15 protein-coding genes are annotated in these 19,786 nt (G+C 30.6%); 12 read left to right on the top strand and 3 right to left on the bottom strand.

The features are described from left to right. Window positions 1-3 precede the first annotated feature (3 nt). Together ACFOWD_RS01210 and ACFOWD_RS01205 are read left to right on the top strand one after the other, a co-directional pair. Window positions 4-3,360, top strand: a complete 3,357-nt coding sequence (locus ACFOWD_RS01210) for an EVE domain-containing protein (protein WP_377407436.1) — start codon at window positions 4-6, stop codon at window positions 3,358-3,360. Further along, window positions 3,361-4,605, top strand: a complete 1,245-nt coding sequence (locus ACFOWD_RS01205) for an McrC family protein (RefSeq protein ID WP_377407434.1) — start codon at window positions 3,361-3,363, stop codon at window positions 4,603-4,605. 202 nt (window positions 4,606-4,807) lie between these two features. On the opposite strand, the gene ACFOWD_RS01200 is transcribed toward ACFOWD_RS01205, so the two are convergent. Next, window positions 4,808-5,194 (bottom strand): HU family DNA-binding protein, encoded by a 387-nt coding sequence (locus tag ACFOWD_RS01200; RefSeq protein ID WP_377407432.1) that lies wholly within the window; start codon window positions 5,192-5,194, stop codon window positions 4,808-4,810. Window positions 5,195-6,062: 868 nt separating this feature from the next. Further along, on the bottom strand, window positions 6,063-7,139 hold the full coding sequence (locus tag ACFOWD_RS01195) for a formylglycine-generating enzyme family protein (RefSeq protein WP_377407430.1): 1,077 nt from the start codon (window positions 7,137-7,139) through the stop codon (window positions 6,063-6,065). A 412-nt stretch (window positions 7,140-7,551) separates the two neighbouring features. Here ACFOWD_RS01195 and ACFOWD_RS01190 point away from each other — a divergent pair, with 412 nt between their 5' ends. From ACFOWD_RS01190 to ACFOWD_RS01150, 9 genes are all read left to right on the top strand, one after another. Further along, on the top strand, window positions 7,552-8,379 hold the full coding sequence (locus ACFOWD_RS01190; RefSeq protein WP_377407428.1) for a prephenate dehydratase: 828 nt from the start codon (window positions 7,552-7,554) through the stop codon (window positions 8,377-8,379). Next, window positions 8,376-9,518 carry a pyridoxal phosphate-dependent aminotransferase gene (locus tag ACFOWD_RS01185; RefSeq protein ID WP_377407426.1) on the top strand — a complete coding sequence of 381 codons (1,143 nt, stop codon included), beginning with the start codon at window positions 8,376-8,378 and terminating at the stop codon, window positions 9,516-9,518. The genes ACFOWD_RS01190 and ACFOWD_RS01185 overlap by 4 nt, the downstream gene beginning before the upstream one ends. Then, on the top strand, window positions 9,515-10,366 hold the full coding sequence (locus ACFOWD_RS01180; protein WP_377407424.1) for a prephenate dehydrogenase: 852 nt from the start codon (window positions 9,515-9,517) through the stop codon (window positions 10,364-10,366). The genes ACFOWD_RS01185 and ACFOWD_RS01180 overlap by 4 nt, the downstream gene beginning before the upstream one ends. 21 nt (window positions 10,367-10,387) lie before the next feature. Then, window positions 10,388-11,470, top strand: coding sequence for a bifunctional 3-deoxy-7-phosphoheptulonate synthase/chorismate mutase type II (locus ACFOWD_RS01175; protein ID WP_298989186.1), 1,083 nt, complete (start codon window positions 10,388-10,390; stop codon window positions 11,468-11,470). An 89-nt stretch (window positions 11,471-11,559) separates the two neighbouring features. Further along, complete coding sequence (rsgA, locus tag ACFOWD_RS01170; protein WP_298989177.1) at window positions 11,560-12,519, top strand: ribosome small subunit-dependent GTPase A; 960 nt, start codon at window positions 11,560-11,562, stop codon at window positions 12,517-12,519. Between the two features lie 2 nt (window positions 12,520-12,521). Further along, window positions 12,522-12,974: a D-aminoacyl-tRNA deacylase gene (gene dtd / locus ACFOWD_RS01165; RefSeq protein ID WP_377407421.1), complete on the top strand. Its 453-nt coding sequence runs from the start codon at window positions 12,522-12,524 to the stop codon at window positions 12,972-12,974. Between the two features lie 111 nt (window positions 12,975-13,085). Then, window positions 13,086-13,727 (top strand): YceI family protein, encoded by a 642-nt coding sequence (locus tag ACFOWD_RS01160; RefSeq protein ID WP_377407419.1) that lies wholly within the window; start codon window positions 13,086-13,088, stop codon window positions 13,725-13,727. Between the two features lie 193 nt (window positions 13,728-13,920). After that, on the top strand, window positions 13,921-15,837 hold the full coding sequence (locus tag ACFOWD_RS01155) for a DUF3857 domain-containing protein (RefSeq protein ID WP_377407417.1): 1,917 nt from the start codon (window positions 13,921-13,923) through the stop codon (window positions 15,835-15,837). Continuing rightward, window positions 15,838-17,883, top strand: a complete 2,046-nt coding sequence (locus ACFOWD_RS01150) for a DUF3857 domain-containing protein (RefSeq protein ID WP_377407415.1) — start codon at window positions 15,838-15,840, stop codon at window positions 17,881-17,883. Window positions 17,884-17,923: 40 nt separating this feature from the next. On the opposite strand, the gene ACFOWD_RS01145 is transcribed toward ACFOWD_RS01150, so the two are convergent. After that, on the bottom strand, window positions 17,924-18,382 hold the full coding sequence (locus ACFOWD_RS01145; protein WP_298989167.1) for an Lrp/AsnC family transcriptional regulator: 459 nt from the start codon (window positions 18,380-18,382) through the stop codon (window positions 17,924-17,926). 151 nt (window positions 18,383-18,533) lie between these two features. Between ACFOWD_RS01145 and ACFOWD_RS01140 the strand changes: the two genes are divergently transcribed. Then, entirely contained in the window at window positions 18,534-19,733 is a 1,200-nt protein-coding gene (locus tag ACFOWD_RS01140) for an aminotransferase class I/II-fold pyridoxal phosphate-dependent enzyme (RefSeq protein ID WP_377407413.1), read from the top strand. Window positions 19,734-19,786: the final 53 nt, after the last annotated feature.

Below are 19,786 nucleotides of genomic sequence, written 5' to 3'. Positions count from 1 at the left end.
TGAATGCTATTTGATAATGTAAAAGAAGAACACATATTACAAGCCTTTAAGGATTATGAGGAAAAAGGATTACCAAAAGAATTTGGCCCATCTTCTACTTATGATCTGGTTTATGAAAATAAACCATATCCACCAAAAGCAATAATGGCATATGCAAACTATCATGCAGAAGGCAGAAAAATTGAACGCTATTTCAAAGGGGGTTTAGGTACAGATTGCTTTAATGCTTTTGAAAAAAATGGTTTTAAAATAGTTAAAAAAGTTAGAGCTATGAACGAAAATTTACACAAACTAAAACAAGAATTTTTAGCGTATTGGTCTCTAGAGAAACTAGAAGTAATGACTCTAGATGAGTATACAGATACTAATAGAGAAAACTCTTTTTGCTATTGGTTAGAACATATCACTAGAGATTTAGGAAGTATTGTTGGTGGTAGCTCTTATAAGTTTGGTATCTATAAAATGGGGGCTACTTCTAAAACAGAATCAGCAACGAATAGAACAAATGATGGTGAATATGCTTGGCATACTAAGTATGGCGCAACTGCTTTAGAGGCATTCAACACTATTAAAAGTTTAATTATACGTATTGCCAATTACGCCCAAGAAGGTAATCTAAACTCTATAGATGATATCGATTTGGGGAATGCATTTAAATGGAAAATTGCATTTTTATATGGTAATTATAACTGTGTAAACATGTTTAAATTGGATGCGCTTAGAATTGTAGCCTCTAACTTAAAAATTAAGTTCAACAATAAAACTCCTATTTCTTTCTTTCATAAAACCATTTTAGAATTAAAACCACAAGAAGAAGACTATTTTAAATACTGTCATAGATTGTGGAAACAATATCAAGAACGACAGATAGATGTTAAAAAGGATTTTGCAAAATGGCTTAATAAAAACACTTTTGATTCTTATCGGGCTTATTTGGGCTATACCAACCAAAGTATTGAAGAAAAATTAGTTGAAATTAATCATTTTTTCGATGAAATAGACTTCTTTTTTGTTGATCCTAAAAAAGTAAATGAATTAATTAGTAGTATCTTATTTTTATTAAGTAAAAAAGAACGCTCTAAAAATCAAGATTTTGTAATTTATGATAACAAAAATAGTAATGGTATACCAAAAGCCATACTTGGAAAAAATAATTATATTAAATTTTTAAAGGAAAGATTTGAATATAGAACGCCAAACTACTGGATTTTTCAAGGTAACCCTAATATTTATGATATTGCAGCAGCATTAAAAGCAGGTCATTTAAAAAGTTGGAAGGTAGCAGCTCATAAAGATAAAATACAGGTTGGCGATCAAATAATTATTTGGCAAACAGGTAACAATGCAGGGTGTTACGCTTTAGCAGAAGTAACTTCTGAAGTTAGTGTTTTTGAAGAGGAGAAGTATGAACAACAATATTATAAAAATACCCAAAGTAGCGAGCCAACAGAAAGAGTTCAAATTAAAATACTAAAGTACTTAGCAGAAGACCCAATTCTTTGGGTAGATATAAAAGATAACCCTATTTTTTCTGAATTTAAAGCTGGCAATCAAGGTACAAACTTTAGTGCCTCAGAATTAGAATTTAATGAATTATTGTATTATAATAGTAATCCAAATTCCTTTTTTGAGGTAAAAAATAAATTTAATGAGGGTATTTTTAACAACTACATTTCTAATTTAAAACAACTGGTTTCTCAACTAGGTTTAAATAGAGATGATAGTCGTGTTGTTTTTTCAGTTAGAAATGATCGTTTAAATTTTATTATAGGACAACGTTATGCCTTTAACCTATACTTAAATAAAAGTAAAGGATCATATGGTGTGATATCAAAAGAGAAACTAACAGAAAATAGTGCACCATTTAGAGGTAAAGATAGAGAAGTACTATACACTTACTTTAAAGATTTTCAACCCAAAGTAAATGAATGGAGTTCTATCATAAATGCCATGTCTCAGGAATTAAAAAGAACCAATAAATCTGGTTATAACAATTATAATAATATTGATTTTCAAAACTATGTATTTGGTTTAACCGCTAGTGCTAAAAATAATATTAACATGTTTACACCAATTAACCAAATCCTTTATGGCCCTCCAGGAACAGGAAAAACCTACTTTTTAAAAGAACAATTGTTTGATAAATATACTTCGAAACAAACCTCTATTACAAAAGAACAGCATTTTGAAACTGTGGTAAGTAATTGTTCTTGGTGGCAAGTGATTGCTATTGCATTACTAGACTTAAAAAAAGGGAAAGTTTCTGATATTTTCGTCCATTTATGGGTTCAGAAAAAAGCAAGTTTATCCAATTCTAAAACAATAAGACCTACACTTTGGGGGCAACTGCAAAGTCACACCATTCAAGATTGTGAGTTTGTAAATGTTTCTAGTAGACAACAACCTTTAATATTTAATAAAACAGAAGATTCTTATTGGGAAATTCTAGAAGATGAAGTAAAAGAATTAGCTCCTGAATTACTTGATTTAAAAGATTCTGTAGAAAATTATAATCCAGATCCAGATAATATCGTCAAACATTATGAATTTGTAACCTTTCACCAATCGTTTGCTTATGAAGATTTTATTGAAGGTATAAAACCTGTATTGCCAGAAAATGAAGAGGAAACCGCTGATCTAGGTTATCAAATTGAAGATGGTGTTTTTAAAAAACTATGTATCAAGGCTAAAAATGATCCTGAAAACAGGTATGCCATTTTTATTGATGAAATTAACAGAGGTAATGTTTCTGCTATTTTTGGAGAATTAATTACCTTAATTGAATTGGATAAGAGAAAAGGAGAAAAAAATGAACTCACTATAAAGTTACCTTATTCTAAAAAAGAGTTTTCAGTTCCTTCAAATATAGATATTTACGGTACAATGAATACTGCAGATAGATCTGTAGAAGCTTTAGATACAGCGTTAAGACGTCGTTTTGAGTTTAAAGAAATGATGCCAAATTATAAGGTAATTGTAAACGAAGAAGTTGCTAGTATACAATTGTCAGAAGTTTTAGAAACCATAAACCAACGTATCGAATTATTAATAGACAGAGATCATACTATAGGTCACTCTTATTTTGTAGGTGTTGATACTCCAGAAAAACTAGCCAATGCTTTTAATAATAAAATAGTGCCTTTGTTACAAGAGTATTTTTACGGTGATTATGGAAAAATTGGTTTGGTATTGGGTAAGGGATTTGTAGAAAGGCAAAAGAACGATACCATAAAATTTGCAGAGTTCTCTTATGAAAATGCCAATGATTTTATTACGTCTTCATATACTTTAAATAAAGTTGAAAAAGACACTGTAGTTGAAGCAGTGCAAATGCTATTAGGTAAAAAAGAAAATGAATAATTGAAAGCATTTAAAACCATATCTGTTTTTGAACATCAACGTTTGTATGTAGGTCAATCTGGTTTTCAACAAGTACATTTAGATGCACTCTTAAAATTAAATGAGTTACATCAAAATAAATATTTTGAACCTATTGCAAAAGGGTTAAAATTCAACCAATATGTGGGTATTATTCAGATAGATGGTCTTGCTATTCAAATTCACCCCAAAGCTGATAAGGAAGATGATGACAATCGTTGGAAAAATGTATTGTTAAAAATGCTGAAAGCCTGTGGAAAATTAAATGCCCAAACTGGTGGAGGTGCAGATGTAAAACGACAACATTTAAACTTATTAGAAGTTTATTTTGAGCAATATTTATCGAATCTAGATATACTCCTCAGAAAAGGGTTTGTAAAACAATATCATAAAGAAACTAAAAATACAAAAGCCTTAAAAGGGAAATTGGAATTTGCAGGTCACGTCCAGAAAAATGCAATACATAAAGAACGTTTTTTTACTACGCATCAAGTCTACGACACCAACCATTTGTTACATCAGATTTTATACAAAGCATTAAATATTGTAGATCAATTTACCAAAGGCACACGATTGTATGATGTTACCAAAAGAGTTGCCTTAAACTTTCCAAAAGTAGCACATCAAAATATAACTCGACAACAATTAAATAGGTTACAATTAAACCGTAAAACACAAGGCTATCAACAAGCTTTAGAGTTGGCAAGATTAATTATTTTAAATTATTCTCCTGATATTTCAGCAGGTAAAGAAAAAATGGTATCACTTTTATTTGATATGAATGAGCTTTGGGAAACGTATATTGTAAAGCAGTTGCAAAAAGCGTGCATAGGCACAGATATAAAAGTATCAGGACAAGAAAGTAAGTCTTTTTGGGGCTATAATAGTTTACGTCCAGATATTGTATTACGAAAAGGAGATAAAACCTATATCATAGATACCAAATGGAAAAGACCAAAAAATAATACAGCTTCAGTAAGTGATTTACGTCAAATGTATGCCTATTGTCGTTTTTGGGATGCTGAAAAAGCGATGTTGTTGTATCCAGGTGAAGAAAGAGGTAATCAATTTAAATCATACCTAACTGATGATTATGTAATAGATGAAGAAAAAAATCATTCTCAAATAGAACATCAATGTAAAATGAGGTTTGTTTCGGTTTTAGAGGGTGATGAATTAGATAAAAAGGTTGGTTTAAAAATTTTAAAACAACTAGACTTAAAATAAATTTATGACATTTAACAAATGTAAATTTTATAAAGTATCTATACTTTTAATACAAACTAAGGTTAGTTTTGCCTAAAACTATAGATAGTTTTAAAACAAAGAAAGGATACTTTTTAAAAAAGTATCCTTTCTTTTTTTGGGGTAAAAAAAAATCTCAATAGCCGAAACTATTGAGATTGTAAATTAAATGACAGGTTTTACCTTATTCTGCCAACGTAAACTGCACTGTTTTTAAATTCAGTTGGTTTTTCATACGTTGGTCTGGCCTAAACTTAATACGTAAGTTTTTAACCACACTAGCAGTTACTTCTTCTGCAGTAGCCACACCTTCAGATTGTATGCCCAATTGAAAAGCCCCCAATTTATCGAGCTTTACAATTCTACCTTGTTTTAGTTCATCTACAATATTGTGTAATAAAGATAAGATGACTGCATAACAATCGGCTTCTCTAACTGTACTTTGGTTACTAACCAAATACGCTAGGCGTTCTAAATCGGTTTTGCCCGTAGCTACTACTTGGGCGTAAAATTTGTTTTCCGCTGTTCTGTCCTGCGGATTTGGACGTTCTATGATATTTAAACTTATCATGTTAATTATTTTTAAATTAAAAAATTACAATACTTTTTGGTGAGAGGGTATTGTACGACGACCTCTACGTTTTAAATGCACTCTGCCTTTGTATGGACATTGCTGGGTACGTTTTACCCAACAAACAATTACTTTGTAAAAAGTTTAGGAGTAAAAAAAAATTAAACCATAATTTCTTACCAAATGCAGGATGTTGGCCTGCTTTATTAATTAATACAAATCTTTTGGTAAGCTGTTAGAAGTATTGTAATTTAAGAGTCTCAAACAAAAACTACACACTGCCTCCAGTGTTACCGATTTTACAAAAAGTCTTAGAGCAACATCTTTAAGACTTTTTTGTTCTTTACAAATATAATATTTATCTATATTAAGTATCTTTTATATAAGATTAATTTATCAACAAATTATGAGCATATGTTCGTTAATTAATTGTTGATATATTAAAAACTCAATATATATTTTATTGTTACCTTTTTTTTTGAAGTTTTTTTTAAAAGTTTTTCGACTGTTGCTCTGATGTGTCATTGCGAGTGAAACGAAGTAATCTGTAAAATGAATCAACAGATTACTTCAGTCGTTCCTCCTTCGTAATGACGTGTCATTGCGAACGTAGTGAAGCAATCTGTATAATGTATCAAAAGATTACTTCGTCCTTACGTCCTCGTAATGACGTGTCATTGCGAACGCAGTGATGCAATCTGTGTAATGAAACAACAGATTACTTCGTCCTTACGTCCTCGTAATGACGTGTCATTTGTCATTGCGAACACAGTGAAGCAATCTGTATAATGAAACAAAAGATTACTTCGTCCTTTCGTCCTCGTAATGACGTGTTATTTGTATTTATGAGTCTATATAAGAATCGCTATTATTTACGCTCCAACATAGCTGGTGTAGCCACAGTTCTAAAGCCCATATGATCGGAACCCGAATCTACAGTAACTCCCATTTTAGCAGAAATTCTAAAACTAGCACAATACGAATCATGACATAAAAAAGAACCCCCTTTCATAACATGTTCTACTTGGTAAGGGTTACTTGGGCTATACGATTTAGCTGCTCCTTTCGGATTTAGAATTGGTGATGTAGTATCTAATTGTTTGTAGTAATTTACATGAAACAAATCGCTAGTTAATTCCCAAACATTGCCTAACATATCATACAAGCCAATACTGTTAGGTGGGTACGATTTTACTTCTGCAATAAATTCAAAACCATCTTTCGATTCGTTTTTTGTAGGAAAAACACCTTGCCAAGTATTGGCATTAGCATTTAATATAGTAGCATCATTACCCCAAGTAAATATTGCATCAGTTTGGTTACCTTGTGCAGCAGCTTCCCATTCTGCTTCTGTTGGTAAACGTCTATTTGCCCATTTGCAGTAGGCCAAAGCATCTTCTAAGGCAACATGTACTACTGGGTAATTGTCTTTACCTTCAATACTAGATCCAGGTCCATAAGGATGTCTCCAATTTGCACCAATTTTCCATGTCCACCATTGGGTATAATTGTTCATGTTTACTACAGCATTTACGTTTTTATTAAAGATAAGACTACCTGGTTGTAAAATAGAGTCATGAGGTTTAGGTGTATCAGGAGGTAATTGACTTTTCATTTTTTCCCAGTCTATTTTTCGTTCGGCTACAGTTACATAATTAGTAGCTTCTACAAAGGCTTTAAACTGTTTATTTGTGACTTCTGTAACATCTATATAAAAACCATCTACAGTTACTTGATGTGCTGGTTTTTCTCTAGGCATAGCATATTTATCTGATGCTTTTGCCCCTTGTAAAAAGGTTTTTCCTTCTACCCAAACCATGCCTTTTGGCGCTTCTGTTTTAATTGTTTTAGTAGTCGCTGGTGTATCAGATTTACAATCGTAAAAAAGAAAAGTAAGACTAAGTAAAAAACTAAATAAAATGTATTTTTTTAAGTGATGTAACATTTTCCTGATTTTAAGAGGTTGATTTTAAAAAATGTAAAAGTAATAATTAGAAAACATTAGATACATGATATATTTCATGATTTGCTAAACGATGTAAAATAAATAAACGTTTGTTATACTGTTATAGTATTAAAAATAAAACAAAGATTACCTTACATTTTAGGTAAAATAATTTGTAAATTTTACATTATTCATAATTTTTTTGAAAGTTTTGTAATAATACTTGTGCATCAAAAATTAATTTTTAGATTTGCTTTTCAATTCTAAATGAAGATGTTAAAAACAACTTGGTCTCGTTTCTATTTTTACTTTTATTTTTATAATAAGAGTAGAGACTTTGTATATTGTTGTTAACCAAATAATAAAAATATAAAGTCTCGAATTTACTTCGAGGCTTTTTTTTTGAGTAAAAATGAAAAAAATAATTGCCATACAAGGTGCTCAAGGATCTAACCATCATAAGGTGGCATTAGACTTTTATGGAGATGCAATTACGTTAAAAGAGTGCATGTCTTTTGATGCTCTAGTAGATAGCCTGTTAGACAATACAGCCCATATTGGGGTTATGGCCATAGAAAATACTATAGCTGGTTCTATTATACCCAACTATGCCTTAATAGATACCTATAATTTGCACATTACAGGAGAAGAGTACTTAAACATTCATCATCATTTAATGGCTTTAGAGGGGCAAAGTATAGACGATATAAAAGAAGTATGGTCTCATCCTATGGCATTGTTACAGTGTAAAGAGTTCTTTAAAAAATACCCAAAGATTAAATTGGTAGAAGATGTAGATACTGCAGAGGTAGCCAAAAGAATTGCTAAAGAACAATTACAAGGTATTGCAGCCATTGCACCAAGCATAGCTGCAGAAATTTTTAACTTGGCCATTTTAGAAGACGATATACAAACCATTAAAGACAATGCTACACGTTTTGTAATTGTGCAAAAAGAAGCGCCTAATAATGGTATAGATAGTATTAATAAAGCGTCTTTAAAATTTCAATTGAATCATAAACGTGGTAGCTTAGCCACCATTTTAAATGTGTTAAGCGATTGTAAAATGAATTTAACCAAAATACAATCGTTACCAGTTATAGAAACCCCTTGGAAATATTCTTTTTTTGTAGATGTAACTTTTAACGACTATCAAGATTATAAAAAAGCGGAATCTATTTTAGAAATAATGGCAGAAGAATTTAAAATATTAGGAACGTATAAAAATGGAAGAGGATGATTAAGGCTGCAAAAAGATTAGATACGGTTCAAGAATACTATTTCTCTAAAAAATTAAGAGAGGTTAGGGGCTTAGCTGCTGCAGGTAAACCCATTATTAATATGGGTATTGGCTCACCAGACTTACAACCACCTGCTAAAGTATTAGCGGCTATTTCTAGTAGTTTAGACGATGCAACAGCGCATAAATACCAATCGTACCAAGGTTTACCAGAATTAAGAGAAGCCATTGCTACGTTTTACCAAAATAAGTTTGCTGTGGTTGCCAATCCAGAAGACGAGGTATTGCCATTAATGGGTAGTAAAGAAGGTATTATGCACATTTCTATGGCTTTCTTAAATGAAGGCGATAAAGTATTGATACCTAACCCTGGGTACCCAACTTATACCTCTGTTACCAAATTGGTAGGGGCAACCCCGCTTTTTTACGATTTAGATGCAGAGCATCAATGGCAACCTAATTTTGAAGCATTAGAGGCATTAGATTTATCAGCAGTAAAAATGATGTGGGTAAATTACCCTCATATGCCAACAGGTACCAATGCCACTTTAGACACTTTTAAAAAGTTGGTGGCTTTTGGTAGAAAACACAATATTCTTATCATTAATGATAATCCGTACAGTTTTATTTTAAACGATAACCCTATTAGTATTTTACAGGTAGCAGGTGCAAAAGAGGTGGCTTTAGAACTAAACTCTTTAAGCAAAACTTTTAATATGGCTGGTTGGCGAGTAGGGATGTTGTTAGGTAATGCCACCTATATTAACGAAGTATTAAAAGTAAAATCGAACATGGATTCTGGGATGTTTTATGGCATACAAAAAGGAGCCATAGAAGCCTTACAATTATCTGATGATTGGTTTTTACAACAAAATAAAATTTACGAAAATCGCAGAGCATTCATTTGGCAATTGGCAGATAAATTAAATGCTACATACGATACAGACGCCACAGGTTTATTTGTTTGGGCAAAAATTCCTGAAGGGGCAACCTCAGAAGAAGTGACCGATAAAATATTATACGAGCACGATATTTTTATTACCCCTGGTACTGTATTTGGTTCGCAAGGCGAAGGCTACATCCGTTTTTCATTATGTGTAACATCAACCATTATTAAAGAAGCAATCGCAAGACTATGAAAAATGTATATATGATTGGTATCGGGTTAATAGGAGGTAGTTTTGCTATCGATATTAAAGCACATTATCCAGACACTGTAATTCATGGCATTAGTAGAAAAGAGACAACACTAGACAAAGCGTTAGAGTTACATTTAATCGATAAAAAGGCAAAACTAGAAGACATTAAAAATGCAGATTTGGTTATTGTGTCTATACCTGTTGATGCTACAGTAAAATTACTGCCTACCATTTTAGACTATATTGCAGATAACACCTTAGTAATAGATGCAGGTTCTACAAAAAAAGCCATTTGTGAGGTGGTTGAACATCATGCAAAAAGACGCAATTTTTTAGCATGCCACCCAATTGCAGGTACAGAAAATTCAGGACCCACAGCAGCGATAGCTGGCTTGTATAAAGGGAAAACCAACATTATTTGCGAGGTAGAAAAAACAACTTTTAAATTACAAGAAAAGGCATTAGACCTTTTTAGAGCTATTGGAATGCGTATTCGTTATATGGATGCAGTTTCGCACGATAAACATATTGCGTATGTTTCGCACCTGTCTCACATTAGTTCATTTATGTTAGGAAAAACCGTAATTGAAAAAGAAAAAAATGAACGCGATATTTTTGATATGGCTGGTTCTGGTTTTGCATCTACTGTGCGTTTGGCAAAAAGTAGCCCAGCAATGTGGACACCCATATTTAAACAAAATAAAGAAAACGTCATAGAAACGTTAGAAGAATATATACACAATTTGCAACAGTTTAAAGAGCTAATGCAACAAGATAATTTTGAATCCATTTATAATGAAATGGAAAGCACAAATCATATAAAACAAATTTTAAACGGCATAAAATAGTAAGCCAAAATTAGACGAATAATGAAGAATACAGCAGCATTAAGAACATGGTTGGATGATATGAAATTAGAACATCCACTAGTAATAGCAGGGCCTTGTAGTGCAGAAACTGAAGAACAAGTTTTAAAAATTGCACACGAATTAAAAGATTCTGATGTAAACTATTATAGAGCAGGAATATGGAAACCAAGAACAAGACCAGGAAATTTTGAAGGTGTTGGGGCTTTAGGTTTAGGGTGGCTTAAAAAAGTAAAAGAAGAAACAGGTATGAAAACCTGTACAGAGGTAGCTAATGCAGCTCATGTTAAATTAGCCATTGAAAACGATGTCGATTTATTATGGATTGGTGCACGTTCTACAGTATCTCCTTTTATTATGCAAGAAATTGCAGATGCTTTAGGAGAAACAGATAAGATTGTATTGGTTAAAAATCCAGTAAATCCAGATTTGGCACTTTGGTTAGGTGGTATTGAGCGTTTGTATACTGCAGGCGTTAAAAATTTAGGAGCAATTCATAGAGGATTTTCTACCTATGATAAATCGAAATATAGAAACAATCCTGAGTGGCAAATTGCTATTGAGTTCCAGAACAAATTTCCAGATTTACCATTAATTTGTGATCCATCACACATTACAGGAAAAAGAGATATGATTTTTGATGTTTCGCAAACCGCTTTAGATTTAAATTTTGATGGTTTAATGATAGAAACACATTTTGATCCAGATAATGCTTGGTCTGATGCTGCACAACAGGTAACACCTACTTCATTAAAGCAAATTATGGAAGATTTAAAAATTAGAAAAGAAACAGAAACAGATTCTAGTTATAGAAGTTCTTTAGAAAATTTACGTGCACAAATTAATGTAGTAGACGACCAATTAATAGACTTGTTAGGCAAGCGTATGAAAGTTGCAGACCAAATTGGGGCACTTAAAAAAGAACAAAACGTAGCTGTATTACAATCTAGAAGATGGAATGAGATTTTAGGAAATATGGTTTTAGAAGGGGAGCAAAAAGGATTAAGCGAAGAATTTGTATTAAGAATGTTTAAAGCCATTCATCAAGAATCGATTAATCATCAAGAAAAAATTATTAATGGATAATTTTTATTTTACACTATATAAAAGCCACAAAGTAAAGTTTGTGGCTTTTTTAATTTTCTAAAATAAGATTATTCTGCATCTTTGTACTAATGACAGGTACAGTTTATAAATCTACAGGAAGTTGGTATCATATTAAATCTGATGAAGGTCTTTTTTATCAATGCAGGATAAAAGGGAAATTTAGAATTAAAGATATTAAAAGCACAAACCCAATTGCTGTTGGTGATAAAGTAGATTTTGAACTCGAAAAAATTGGTGATGAAGAAGTAGGGGTTATTAAAAAAATTCATGATAGAGATAACTTTATTGTTCGTAAATCGGTTAACCTATCTAAGCAAACCCATATTATTGCAGCCAATTTAGATTTGGTGTTTTTGTTGGTAACTATAGATAACCCACCAACCTTTACCACTTTTATAGACCGTTTTTTGGTGACTACTAGAGCCTATAGAGTACCCACTGTTTTAATTTTTAATAAGATAGATGCTTACGAAATAGAACAAAGAGCAGAGGTATTGTATTTAAAGGATATTTATGAAGCTATTGGCTATACCTGTTTAGAAGTTTCTGCCATAGAAAATAAAAATATAGAGGCTTTAAAAGCAGAAATGTTAGGCAAAACCTCAATGTTTGTTGGGCATTCAGGTGTTGGTAAATCTACCTTAGTAAACGCTATAGAACCTTCTTTACAATTAAAAACAAAAGAAATTTCTGACCAACACAAGCAAGGGCAACACACTACTACTTTTGCAGAAATGTTCGACTTAAGTTTTAATGCAAGAATAATAGACACACCAGGTATTAAAGGATTTGGTGTGGTAGATATGGATAAGTATGAACTGGGTGATTATTTTCCTGAGTTTTTTAAATTAAAACAAGACTGTAAGTTTAACAATTGCTTACATTTAAAAGAGCCACAATGTGCTGTTAAAGAAGCTTTAGAAAATGAAGAGATTTCTTGGTCTCGTTACAAAAGCTACCTGCAAATTATAGAAGGAGAAGAAGAGTCTGAGCATTACAGAACAGATATTTGGAATGAAGAAGATTAATTATGAGAGTCGTTATACAAAGAGTTTCTAAAGCTAGTGTTACCATAGCTCAACAAAAAGTTGCAGCTATACAAAAAGGGGTTTTAGTACTTTTAGGTATAGAAAATAACGATACCCAAGAAGATATTGATTGGCTGGTTAGAAAAATAATAAATCTTAGAATATTTAATGATGAAAACCAGGTCATGAATTTATCATTACAAGATGTTCATGGAGATGTCATTTTGGTAAGTCAGTTTACTTTACATGCCTCTACCAAAAAAGGAAATAGACCTAGTTATATAAAAGCAGCCAAACCAGATATTGCTATCCCTTTGTATGAAAAATTCATACACAGCTTAGAAAGCGCACTACAAAAACCCATACAAACAGGAGCCTTTGGGGCAGACATGAAAGTGGAGTTACTAAATGATGGGCCTGTAACCATCCTTATCGATTCAAAAAACAGAGAATAACCCTAATTGTTAAAGTTCTATTAAAAAATAACCATATAATTTCCATGGAAAATAAATTAGATGTATATTTGCCATGGAAAATAAATGAATAACCAACAAAATTAAAATAAAATGAAAAAATTAGTTTTAGCATTAGTAGTAGTAGCATCTGTATTAACTGCTTGTAAAGGAGAGAAAAAAGAAGCTGTTGACACTAAAGAAGCAGAAAAAGTAGCCGTTAATGTAGCAGAATTAAACAATGTAGATTTAGCAGCATCTGTAATTACATGGAAAGGGACTAAGCCAACAGGTTCGCATAATGGAAACGTAATGTTAAAAGATGGTGATTTATTAGTAGAAGAAGGTACTTTAAAAGGAGGTGAGTTTGTAATAGATATGAATTCTATTAAAGTATTAGATATTCCTGCAGATAACGAAGGCAATGGAAAATTAAGAGGTCATTTAATTAGTGGAGACTTTTTTGATATAGCAACTTACCCAACTTCAAAATTTGTGATTACCAATGTAGAAGATAAAGGAGATAAAGTACACGTAACTGGTAACTTACAAATAAAAGACGTTACAAAAAGCATTACAATACCAGCAACTGTAACTACAGAAAACGGAGTTACAACTTTTAAAAGTGAAACTTTTAATGTAAACAGAGCAGACTTTAATGTAAAATATGGTTCTAAATCTTTCTTCGATAATTTAAAAGATAAATTTATTGATGATATGATGGAAATGTCTTTTACAGTAGTAACAAAAGCTTAATTCTTAGATCGATGAAAACATTAAAACTAGACAGACCAAAATGTGGTTGTGGCAATACAGCTGATAAAGATGGTTTTTGCGATGGTTCACATGCCAATAAATAATGTAAAATAATTTTACATAAACTTTTTAAACCCAAAACTTTTAGTTTTGGGTTTTCTTTTTTACATTGCTGAGCTATTAAAAATTAATAATGCTTCGTTTAAAGTCCCCTGTTCTACTACTTACCCTTTTATTTATTTCTATTGTTAACTATTCTCAAGAGAAAAACTATATCGCTTTTACGATTAAAAACGAATTAAAAGAAAATGCAAATGCGGTTATTAGAGATTATACATTAGAAGTTTCTATAGAAGATGTAGATAAAATGATAGTTACTAAAAGAAAAGTAGTGACTGTTTTAAATAAATCTGGAAACAACTTTGCAAGTATAGCAGAGAGTTATGATAATGACACTAAAATAACTAGTTTATCTGCAAAAATTTATGATGCTTTTGGTAATGAAATAAAGAAATATAAAGAAAGAGATTTTTTTGATGTTAGTGCTGTTGATGGAGGTTCATTATACTCAGATGCTAAGGTAAAATATGTAAACTATCAACCAATTTCATATCCTTATACCTTAGTTTTTGAATCTGAATATAAAACAAAAACCACTGGTTTTATACCTTGGTGGTTTCCTGTTAGTGGTTATTATGTTGCTGTAGAAAAAAGCAATTACATTATTCATAATCCAAAAGAAATTTCTTGGAGAATTAAAGAAACTAATTTTGATAATTTTAAAATAGAAAAAGAAATAACGAATCAAAAACTAAGCTATTCTCTAGCAAACCAAAACGCTTTTGAATACGAAAATAGTGCTGTTTCTTACAGAGATTTTTTACCAAAATCTATAGTAGCTTTAGATAAATTTTACCTAAAAGATGTGTATGGTGAGTACACAAATTGGAAAGAGTTTGGTGCTTGGATGAATGCTACACTTCTAAAAGATAGAGATATTTTAAAGCAAGCTACAAAAGATAAAGTACTAGCTTTAGTAGAAGGTGTTACAGACCCTTTAGAAAAAGCAAAAATTGTATATGAATATATGCAAAATAAAACGCGATATATAAGTGTACAAGTTGGTATTGGAGGTTGGGAACCTATTGCAGCGAATGAAGTAGATGAAGTAGGTTATGGAGATTGTAAGGGTTTAACCAATTACACAAAAGCTTTGTTAGATGTTGTTGGGGTTACCTCTTATTATACGATTGTTTATGCACAAGAAAAAAGAAACTTAGATAAAGATTTTTCATCAATGCAGGGTAATCATGTAATTCTAAATTTACCAAATAATGGTAAAGATGTTTGGTTAGAATGTACAAATCAAGAAATACCTTTTGGTTTTTTAGGAGATTTTACAGACGATAGAGATGTACTTGTGATAAAGCCAGAAGGAGGCGAAATTAAAAGAACATCTTCTTATAAAAATGAAGTTAATCTGCAATCATCTAAAGCAACCATACAATTATTAGAATCTGGTGATGTTACAGCAAGTTTAGAAAGAATTTCTAAAGGATTACAATATGATGATAAATTTAATCTAGAAGGCTATACAGAAGAAGAATTAAATAAATATTACAAATCTAGAGATTGGAGCTATAATAATAATTTAGAAATTATTTCTGCCAATTTAGAAAACCTTAAAGACAGTATTCTTTTTAAAGAAAAAATTGATTTAAAAATAAGTAAATATGCTGCTGTAAACGATAAAGAGTTTTTATTTAGAGTAAATGTTTTAAATAAAAATAATTATGTACCCAAAAGATATAGAGACCGTAATTTACCTTTAAAAATTAGTAGAGGTTATAAAGATATAGATACTTACAAAATTATAATTCCAAATACATATTCATTAGAATATTTACCCGAAAATCAAGAAATAAAAACAAAATTCGGAACCTACAAACTATCATTTCTAAAGAAAAACGATACGACATTCGAGTATAAAAGAGAGCTTTCTATTAAAGAAGGCATCTATCCTAAAGAAGAGTATAGTAAGTATAGAAGTTTTAGAAAAAAAATAGCAAAATTAGAAAATACGAGAATAGCAATCACCAAAAATAAATAAATGAAACAAGTATTAGTTATCGCACTTTTAATAATGTGTCAATTTTTATCTGCTCAAGATTATAAATTCGGTAAAGTATCTAAAGCAGAGTTAGAAGAAGAGTTTTATCCTTTAGATTCTACTGCAGATGCAGCTTATTTGTATAAGTATAGAAGAACTTATTATAATTATAGAAATAGTAAAGGCTTAGAAATCTTAAATGAATTTGTATATAGAACAAAAATATATACAAAAGAAGGTTTTAAATATGCCAATATTAATATACCTTATGTAAATCCTGAAGAAGGAGAGTCAGAAAAAATTTCAGATTTAAAAGCCTACACCTATAATATTGATGAAAACGGAAAAATTACAAAAGACAAGTTAGATAAAGATGGAATTTTCGATGAAAAAATAAGCAAGTTTCGTCATCTTAAAAAAATCACTATGCCTAATTTAAAAGAAGGCTCTGTAATAGAAATACAATACACATTAAAATCTCCTTACTTACAATATATAGACGATTTAGAATTTCAATATGGTATTCCTGTAAAAAAGTTTTCTGCAACTATAGAAAATCCAGACTGGTATATATTTGCTCAAAAAAGTAAGGGTTTTTACGCAGTAGAACCAGTGCAAAGCAAATATGGAAGTTCTTTTACAATTAGGTCTAAACAGACAATAGATACAAATTATAGTAGAAATAATAGAGCAGGTGGAGGTAAAACATCATCTACATACTATTCTAATAATAAAATAGACGTTACATATAATGTAAATAAATACGAAGCAGAAAACATTCCAGCATTAAAAGATGACGAGCCTTTTGTGTCTAATATTAATAATTATAGAGGAGGTATAAAGTTTGAGTTGGTAGCTACAAGATTTCCGAATCAAATGCCTAAAAACTTATCTACTTCTTGGGATAATGTAGCTAAACAGATTTTTAAATCAGAAAATTTTGGAGGAGAGCTCGAAAAAACAAACTATTTTGAAAATGATATAGCACCTTTAATTGCAAATACAAAGTCTAATGAAGAAGTAATTGCTACTATTTTTGAATTTGTAAAAAGAAAGGTAAAATGGAATGGTTATTTAAATAAATACACCAATAAAGGGGTAAAAAAGGCATACAAAGATAACGAAGGGAATGCTGCAGAAATAAATTTAATGCTTACTGCAATGTTAAGGTATGCCAAGTTAAATGCATATCCTGTTTTAATAAGTTCTAAAGGAAATGGCACGCCATTATTTCCAACTCTTAGAGGGTTTGATTATGTGATTTCTCTAGTGCAATTTGCAGATAATTCTTATGTTTTATTAGATGCTACAGATCCTTATAGTTTACCAAATGTTTTACCAACTAGAGCTTTAAATTGGAATGGTAGAGTAGTAACTAAAGATGGCAGTTCTTCTTGGGTAAAGTTAACAACAAATAAACATGCTTTAGAAGAGAATATGGTTATGGTAAAATTAACAGATGATCTAGAAGTAGAAGGTTTAGTAAGAACAAAATTAGATAACCTAAATGCTTTAAGTTTTAGAAAAAATTATAATCATATTAAAGAAGAAGATTTAAGAGCAAAGTTTGAAGAGGATAATAATTTAGATGTTGAAGATTTTAAAATTGTTAATAAAGAAAATTTAGCTAAGCCTATTACTAGAAATGTAAAGTTTACAAGCGAAGATTTAATCGAAGAAATTAATGGTAAATTATATATAGAACCTTTATTGTTTTTAACAAGAAACACAAATCCTTTTAAATTAGAAGAACGTAAATTTCCAGTAGATTTTACTACAGCTTGGAAAGATGTAAATAAAGTTTCAATTCAAATACCAGAAGGATATAAAATAGAGCAAACGCCAGAACCTATGGCTATTGCATTGCCAGATAATATTGGCGTCTTTAAATTTCAAGTAACCTCAAGAGGTAATAAAATAAATACCATTTCAATATTACAGTTTAATAAAGCATTAATAGGTGCACAATATTATACTTTTCTAAAAGATTTTTACAGCAAATTAGTACAGAAAGAAACTGAAAAAATAGTGTTAACCAAAATTTAAAAATTTAAAACCCAAAACTTTTAGTTTTGGGTTTTCTTTTTTACAACTTTATTTCAGTAGTGTTTTTAACTTGTTCTATGGCAAAAGTACTATGTGTGCTGCCAATATGTTTTATAGCTGTCAATTTTGTGACCATAAAATTTCGGTATTCATCCATATCTTTTACGTAAATTTTTAAAATGTAATCGTAATCTCCACTTACATGAAAGCATTCAGAAACTTCTTCTAATTTTAAAATTTCTCTTTCAAAAGTGGTTACATATTCTTTAGTATGCTGAATTAATTTTACATGGCAAAAAACTAAAAAAGATTTTTCTATTTTGTTTTTATTAATCAGAGCTACATACCTATCTATCACTTTTTCTTTTTCTAACTTTTTTATGCGTTCGTAAACTGCAGTAACCGATAAATTTAGTTGTAATGATAGCTGTTTTGTGGTCTGCTTACTATCTTTTTGTAAGAGGTTAATGAGTGTTTTGTCTGTTTTATCGAGCATCATTTTTTCTAGAATTTGATTATAAATTACTTAAAAATAGATATATTTTCTTTTATAAATGCTAAAATTAGTAAAATAAACTATATATGTAATAATTTATTGATTATAAAACTACTAACGATTAGTTTTGAATTGTATTTAAACGCATATAATTATGAAATTCAATCCAGCAGATCAAATTCAAGATTTACAATATTTTGGCGAATTTGGAGGTGTAAACCCTTCTATTTCAGATTCATCTACCTATACATTTTTATCAGCAAAAACCATGTTCGATACTTTTGAAGGTAATGCAGATGGTTGTTATTTATATTCGAGACATTCATCTCCTTCTAACTTGTATTTGGGTGAAGCCTTAGCTGCAATGGAAGGTACAGAAACAGCCAATGTAGCAGCTTCTGGTATGGGTGCAATTACCCCAGTGTTATTACAATTATGTAATGCTGGCGATCATATTGTGTCTAGTAGAACTATTTATGGGGGAACTTATGCTTTCTTAAAAAACTTTACTCCAAAATTAGGGATTGCTACAAGTTTTGTAGACATTACAAAATTAGATGTGGTTGAAAAAGCAATTACAGAAAACACTAAAGTTTTGTACTGTGAGTCTGTAAGTAATCCGCTTTTAGAAGTAGCAGATATTAAAGGCTTAGCAGCTTTGGCTAAAAAATATAATTTAAAATTAGTGGTAGATAATACTTTTTCTCCACTATCTATTTCTCCTGCAAAATTAGGTGCAGATATTGTTTGTCATAGTTTAACAAAATTCATCAATGGTTCTTCAGATACTGTGGGTGGTGTAGTTTGTGGTACACAAGAATTTATTAACGATTTAAGAAATGTAAATGATGGAGCTTGTATGTTATTAGGTGCAACAATGGATAGTTTACGAGCGGCTTCTGTATTAAAAAACCTAAGAACATTGCATATTAGAATTAAGCAACATAGTTATAATGCAATGTATTTAGCATCTAAATTTGAAAAAGAGGGCTTAAAAACTGTTTATCCTGGCTTAGCTTCTCATCCTTCTCATAAATTATTTTCGAACATGATGAATGCAGAATATGGTTTTGGGGGTATGTTAACTTTAGATGTGGGTTCACTAGAAAAAGCAAATGAATTAATGGAATTAATGCAGCATAAAAATCTTGGGTATTTGGCTGTAAGTTTAGGCTTTTACAAAACATTATTTTCTGCTCCTGGTAGTTCTACTTCATCAGAAATACCTGAAGAAGAACAAAAAGAAATGGGTTTATCTGATGGTTTAATTCGTTTTTCTATTGGTTTAGATAATGATATTGAAAGAACCTTTCAAATGATGAAAACCTGTATGAAAGAAGTTGGTGTTTTATAGGGTTTATCTTGTAAAGTTTGGTGTATGATGTTTGAAGTTTGAAGTTGGATGTA

The sequence above is a fragment of the Polaribacter marinivivus genome, from assembly GCF_042651285.1.
GTDB classification, from domain to species: domain Bacteria; phylum Bacteroidota; class Bacteroidia; order Flavobacteriales; family Flavobacteriaceae; genus Polaribacter; species Polaribacter marinivivus.
The sequence above is the reverse complement of the archived record's forward strand: the minus strand, read 5'-3'. Positions and strand labels throughout refer to the sequence as shown.

What these genes read in the sequence shown, in the direction of transcription:
- ACFOWD_RS01210 (WP_377407436.1), top strand. Translation starts at nt 4, where the DNA reads ATGCTATTTGATAATGTAAAAGAAGAACACATATTACAAGCCTTTAAG.
- ACFOWD_RS01200 (WP_377407432.1), bottom strand. Translation starts at nt 5,194, where the DNA reads ATGATAAGTTTAAATATCATAGAACGTCCAAATCCGCAGGACAGAACA.
- ACFOWD_RS01195 (WP_377407430.1), bottom strand. Translation starts at nt 7,139, where the DNA reads ATGTTACATCACTTAAAAAAATACATTTTATTTAGTTTTTTACTTAGT.
- ACFOWD_RS01190 (WP_377407428.1), top strand. Translation starts at nt 7,552, where the DNA reads ATGAAAAAAATAATTGCCATACAAGGTGCTCAAGGATCTAACCATCAT.
- ACFOWD_RS01185 (WP_377407426.1), top strand. Translation starts at nt 8,376, where the DNA reads ATGATTAAGGCTGCAAAAAGATTAGATACGGTTCAAGAATACTATTTC.
- ACFOWD_RS01180 (WP_377407424.1), top strand. Translation starts at nt 9,515, where the DNA reads ATGAAAAATGTATATATGATTGGTATCGGGTTAATAGGAGGTAGTTTT.
- ACFOWD_RS01175 (WP_298989186.1), top strand. Translation starts at nt 10,388, where the DNA reads ATGAAGAATACAGCAGCATTAAGAACATGGTTGGATGATATGAAATTA.
- rsgA (WP_298989177.1), top strand. Translation starts at nt 11,560, where the DNA reads ATGACAGGTACAGTTTATAAATCTACAGGAAGTTGGTATCATATTAAA.
- dtd (WP_377407421.1), top strand. Translation starts at nt 12,522, where the DNA reads ATGAGAGTCGTTATACAAAGAGTTTCTAAAGCTAGTGTTACCATAGCT.
- ACFOWD_RS01160 (WP_377407419.1), top strand. Translation starts at nt 13,086, where the DNA reads ATGAAAAAATTAGTTTTAGCATTAGTAGTAGTAGCATCTGTATTAACT.
- ACFOWD_RS01155 (WP_377407417.1), top strand. Translation starts at nt 13,921, where the DNA reads ATGCTTCGTTTAAAGTCCCCTGTTCTACTACTTACCCTTTTATTTATT.
- ACFOWD_RS01150 (WP_377407415.1), top strand. Translation starts at nt 15,838, where the DNA reads ATGAAACAAGTATTAGTTATCGCACTTTTAATAATGTGTCAATTTTTA.
- ACFOWD_RS01145 (WP_298989167.1), bottom strand. Translation starts at nt 18,382, where the DNA reads ATGATGCTCGATAAAACAGACAAAACACTCATTAACCTCTTACAAAAA.
- ACFOWD_RS01140 (WP_377407413.1), top strand. Translation starts at nt 18,534, where the DNA reads ATGAAATTCAATCCAGCAGATCAAATTCAAGATTTACAATATTTTGGC.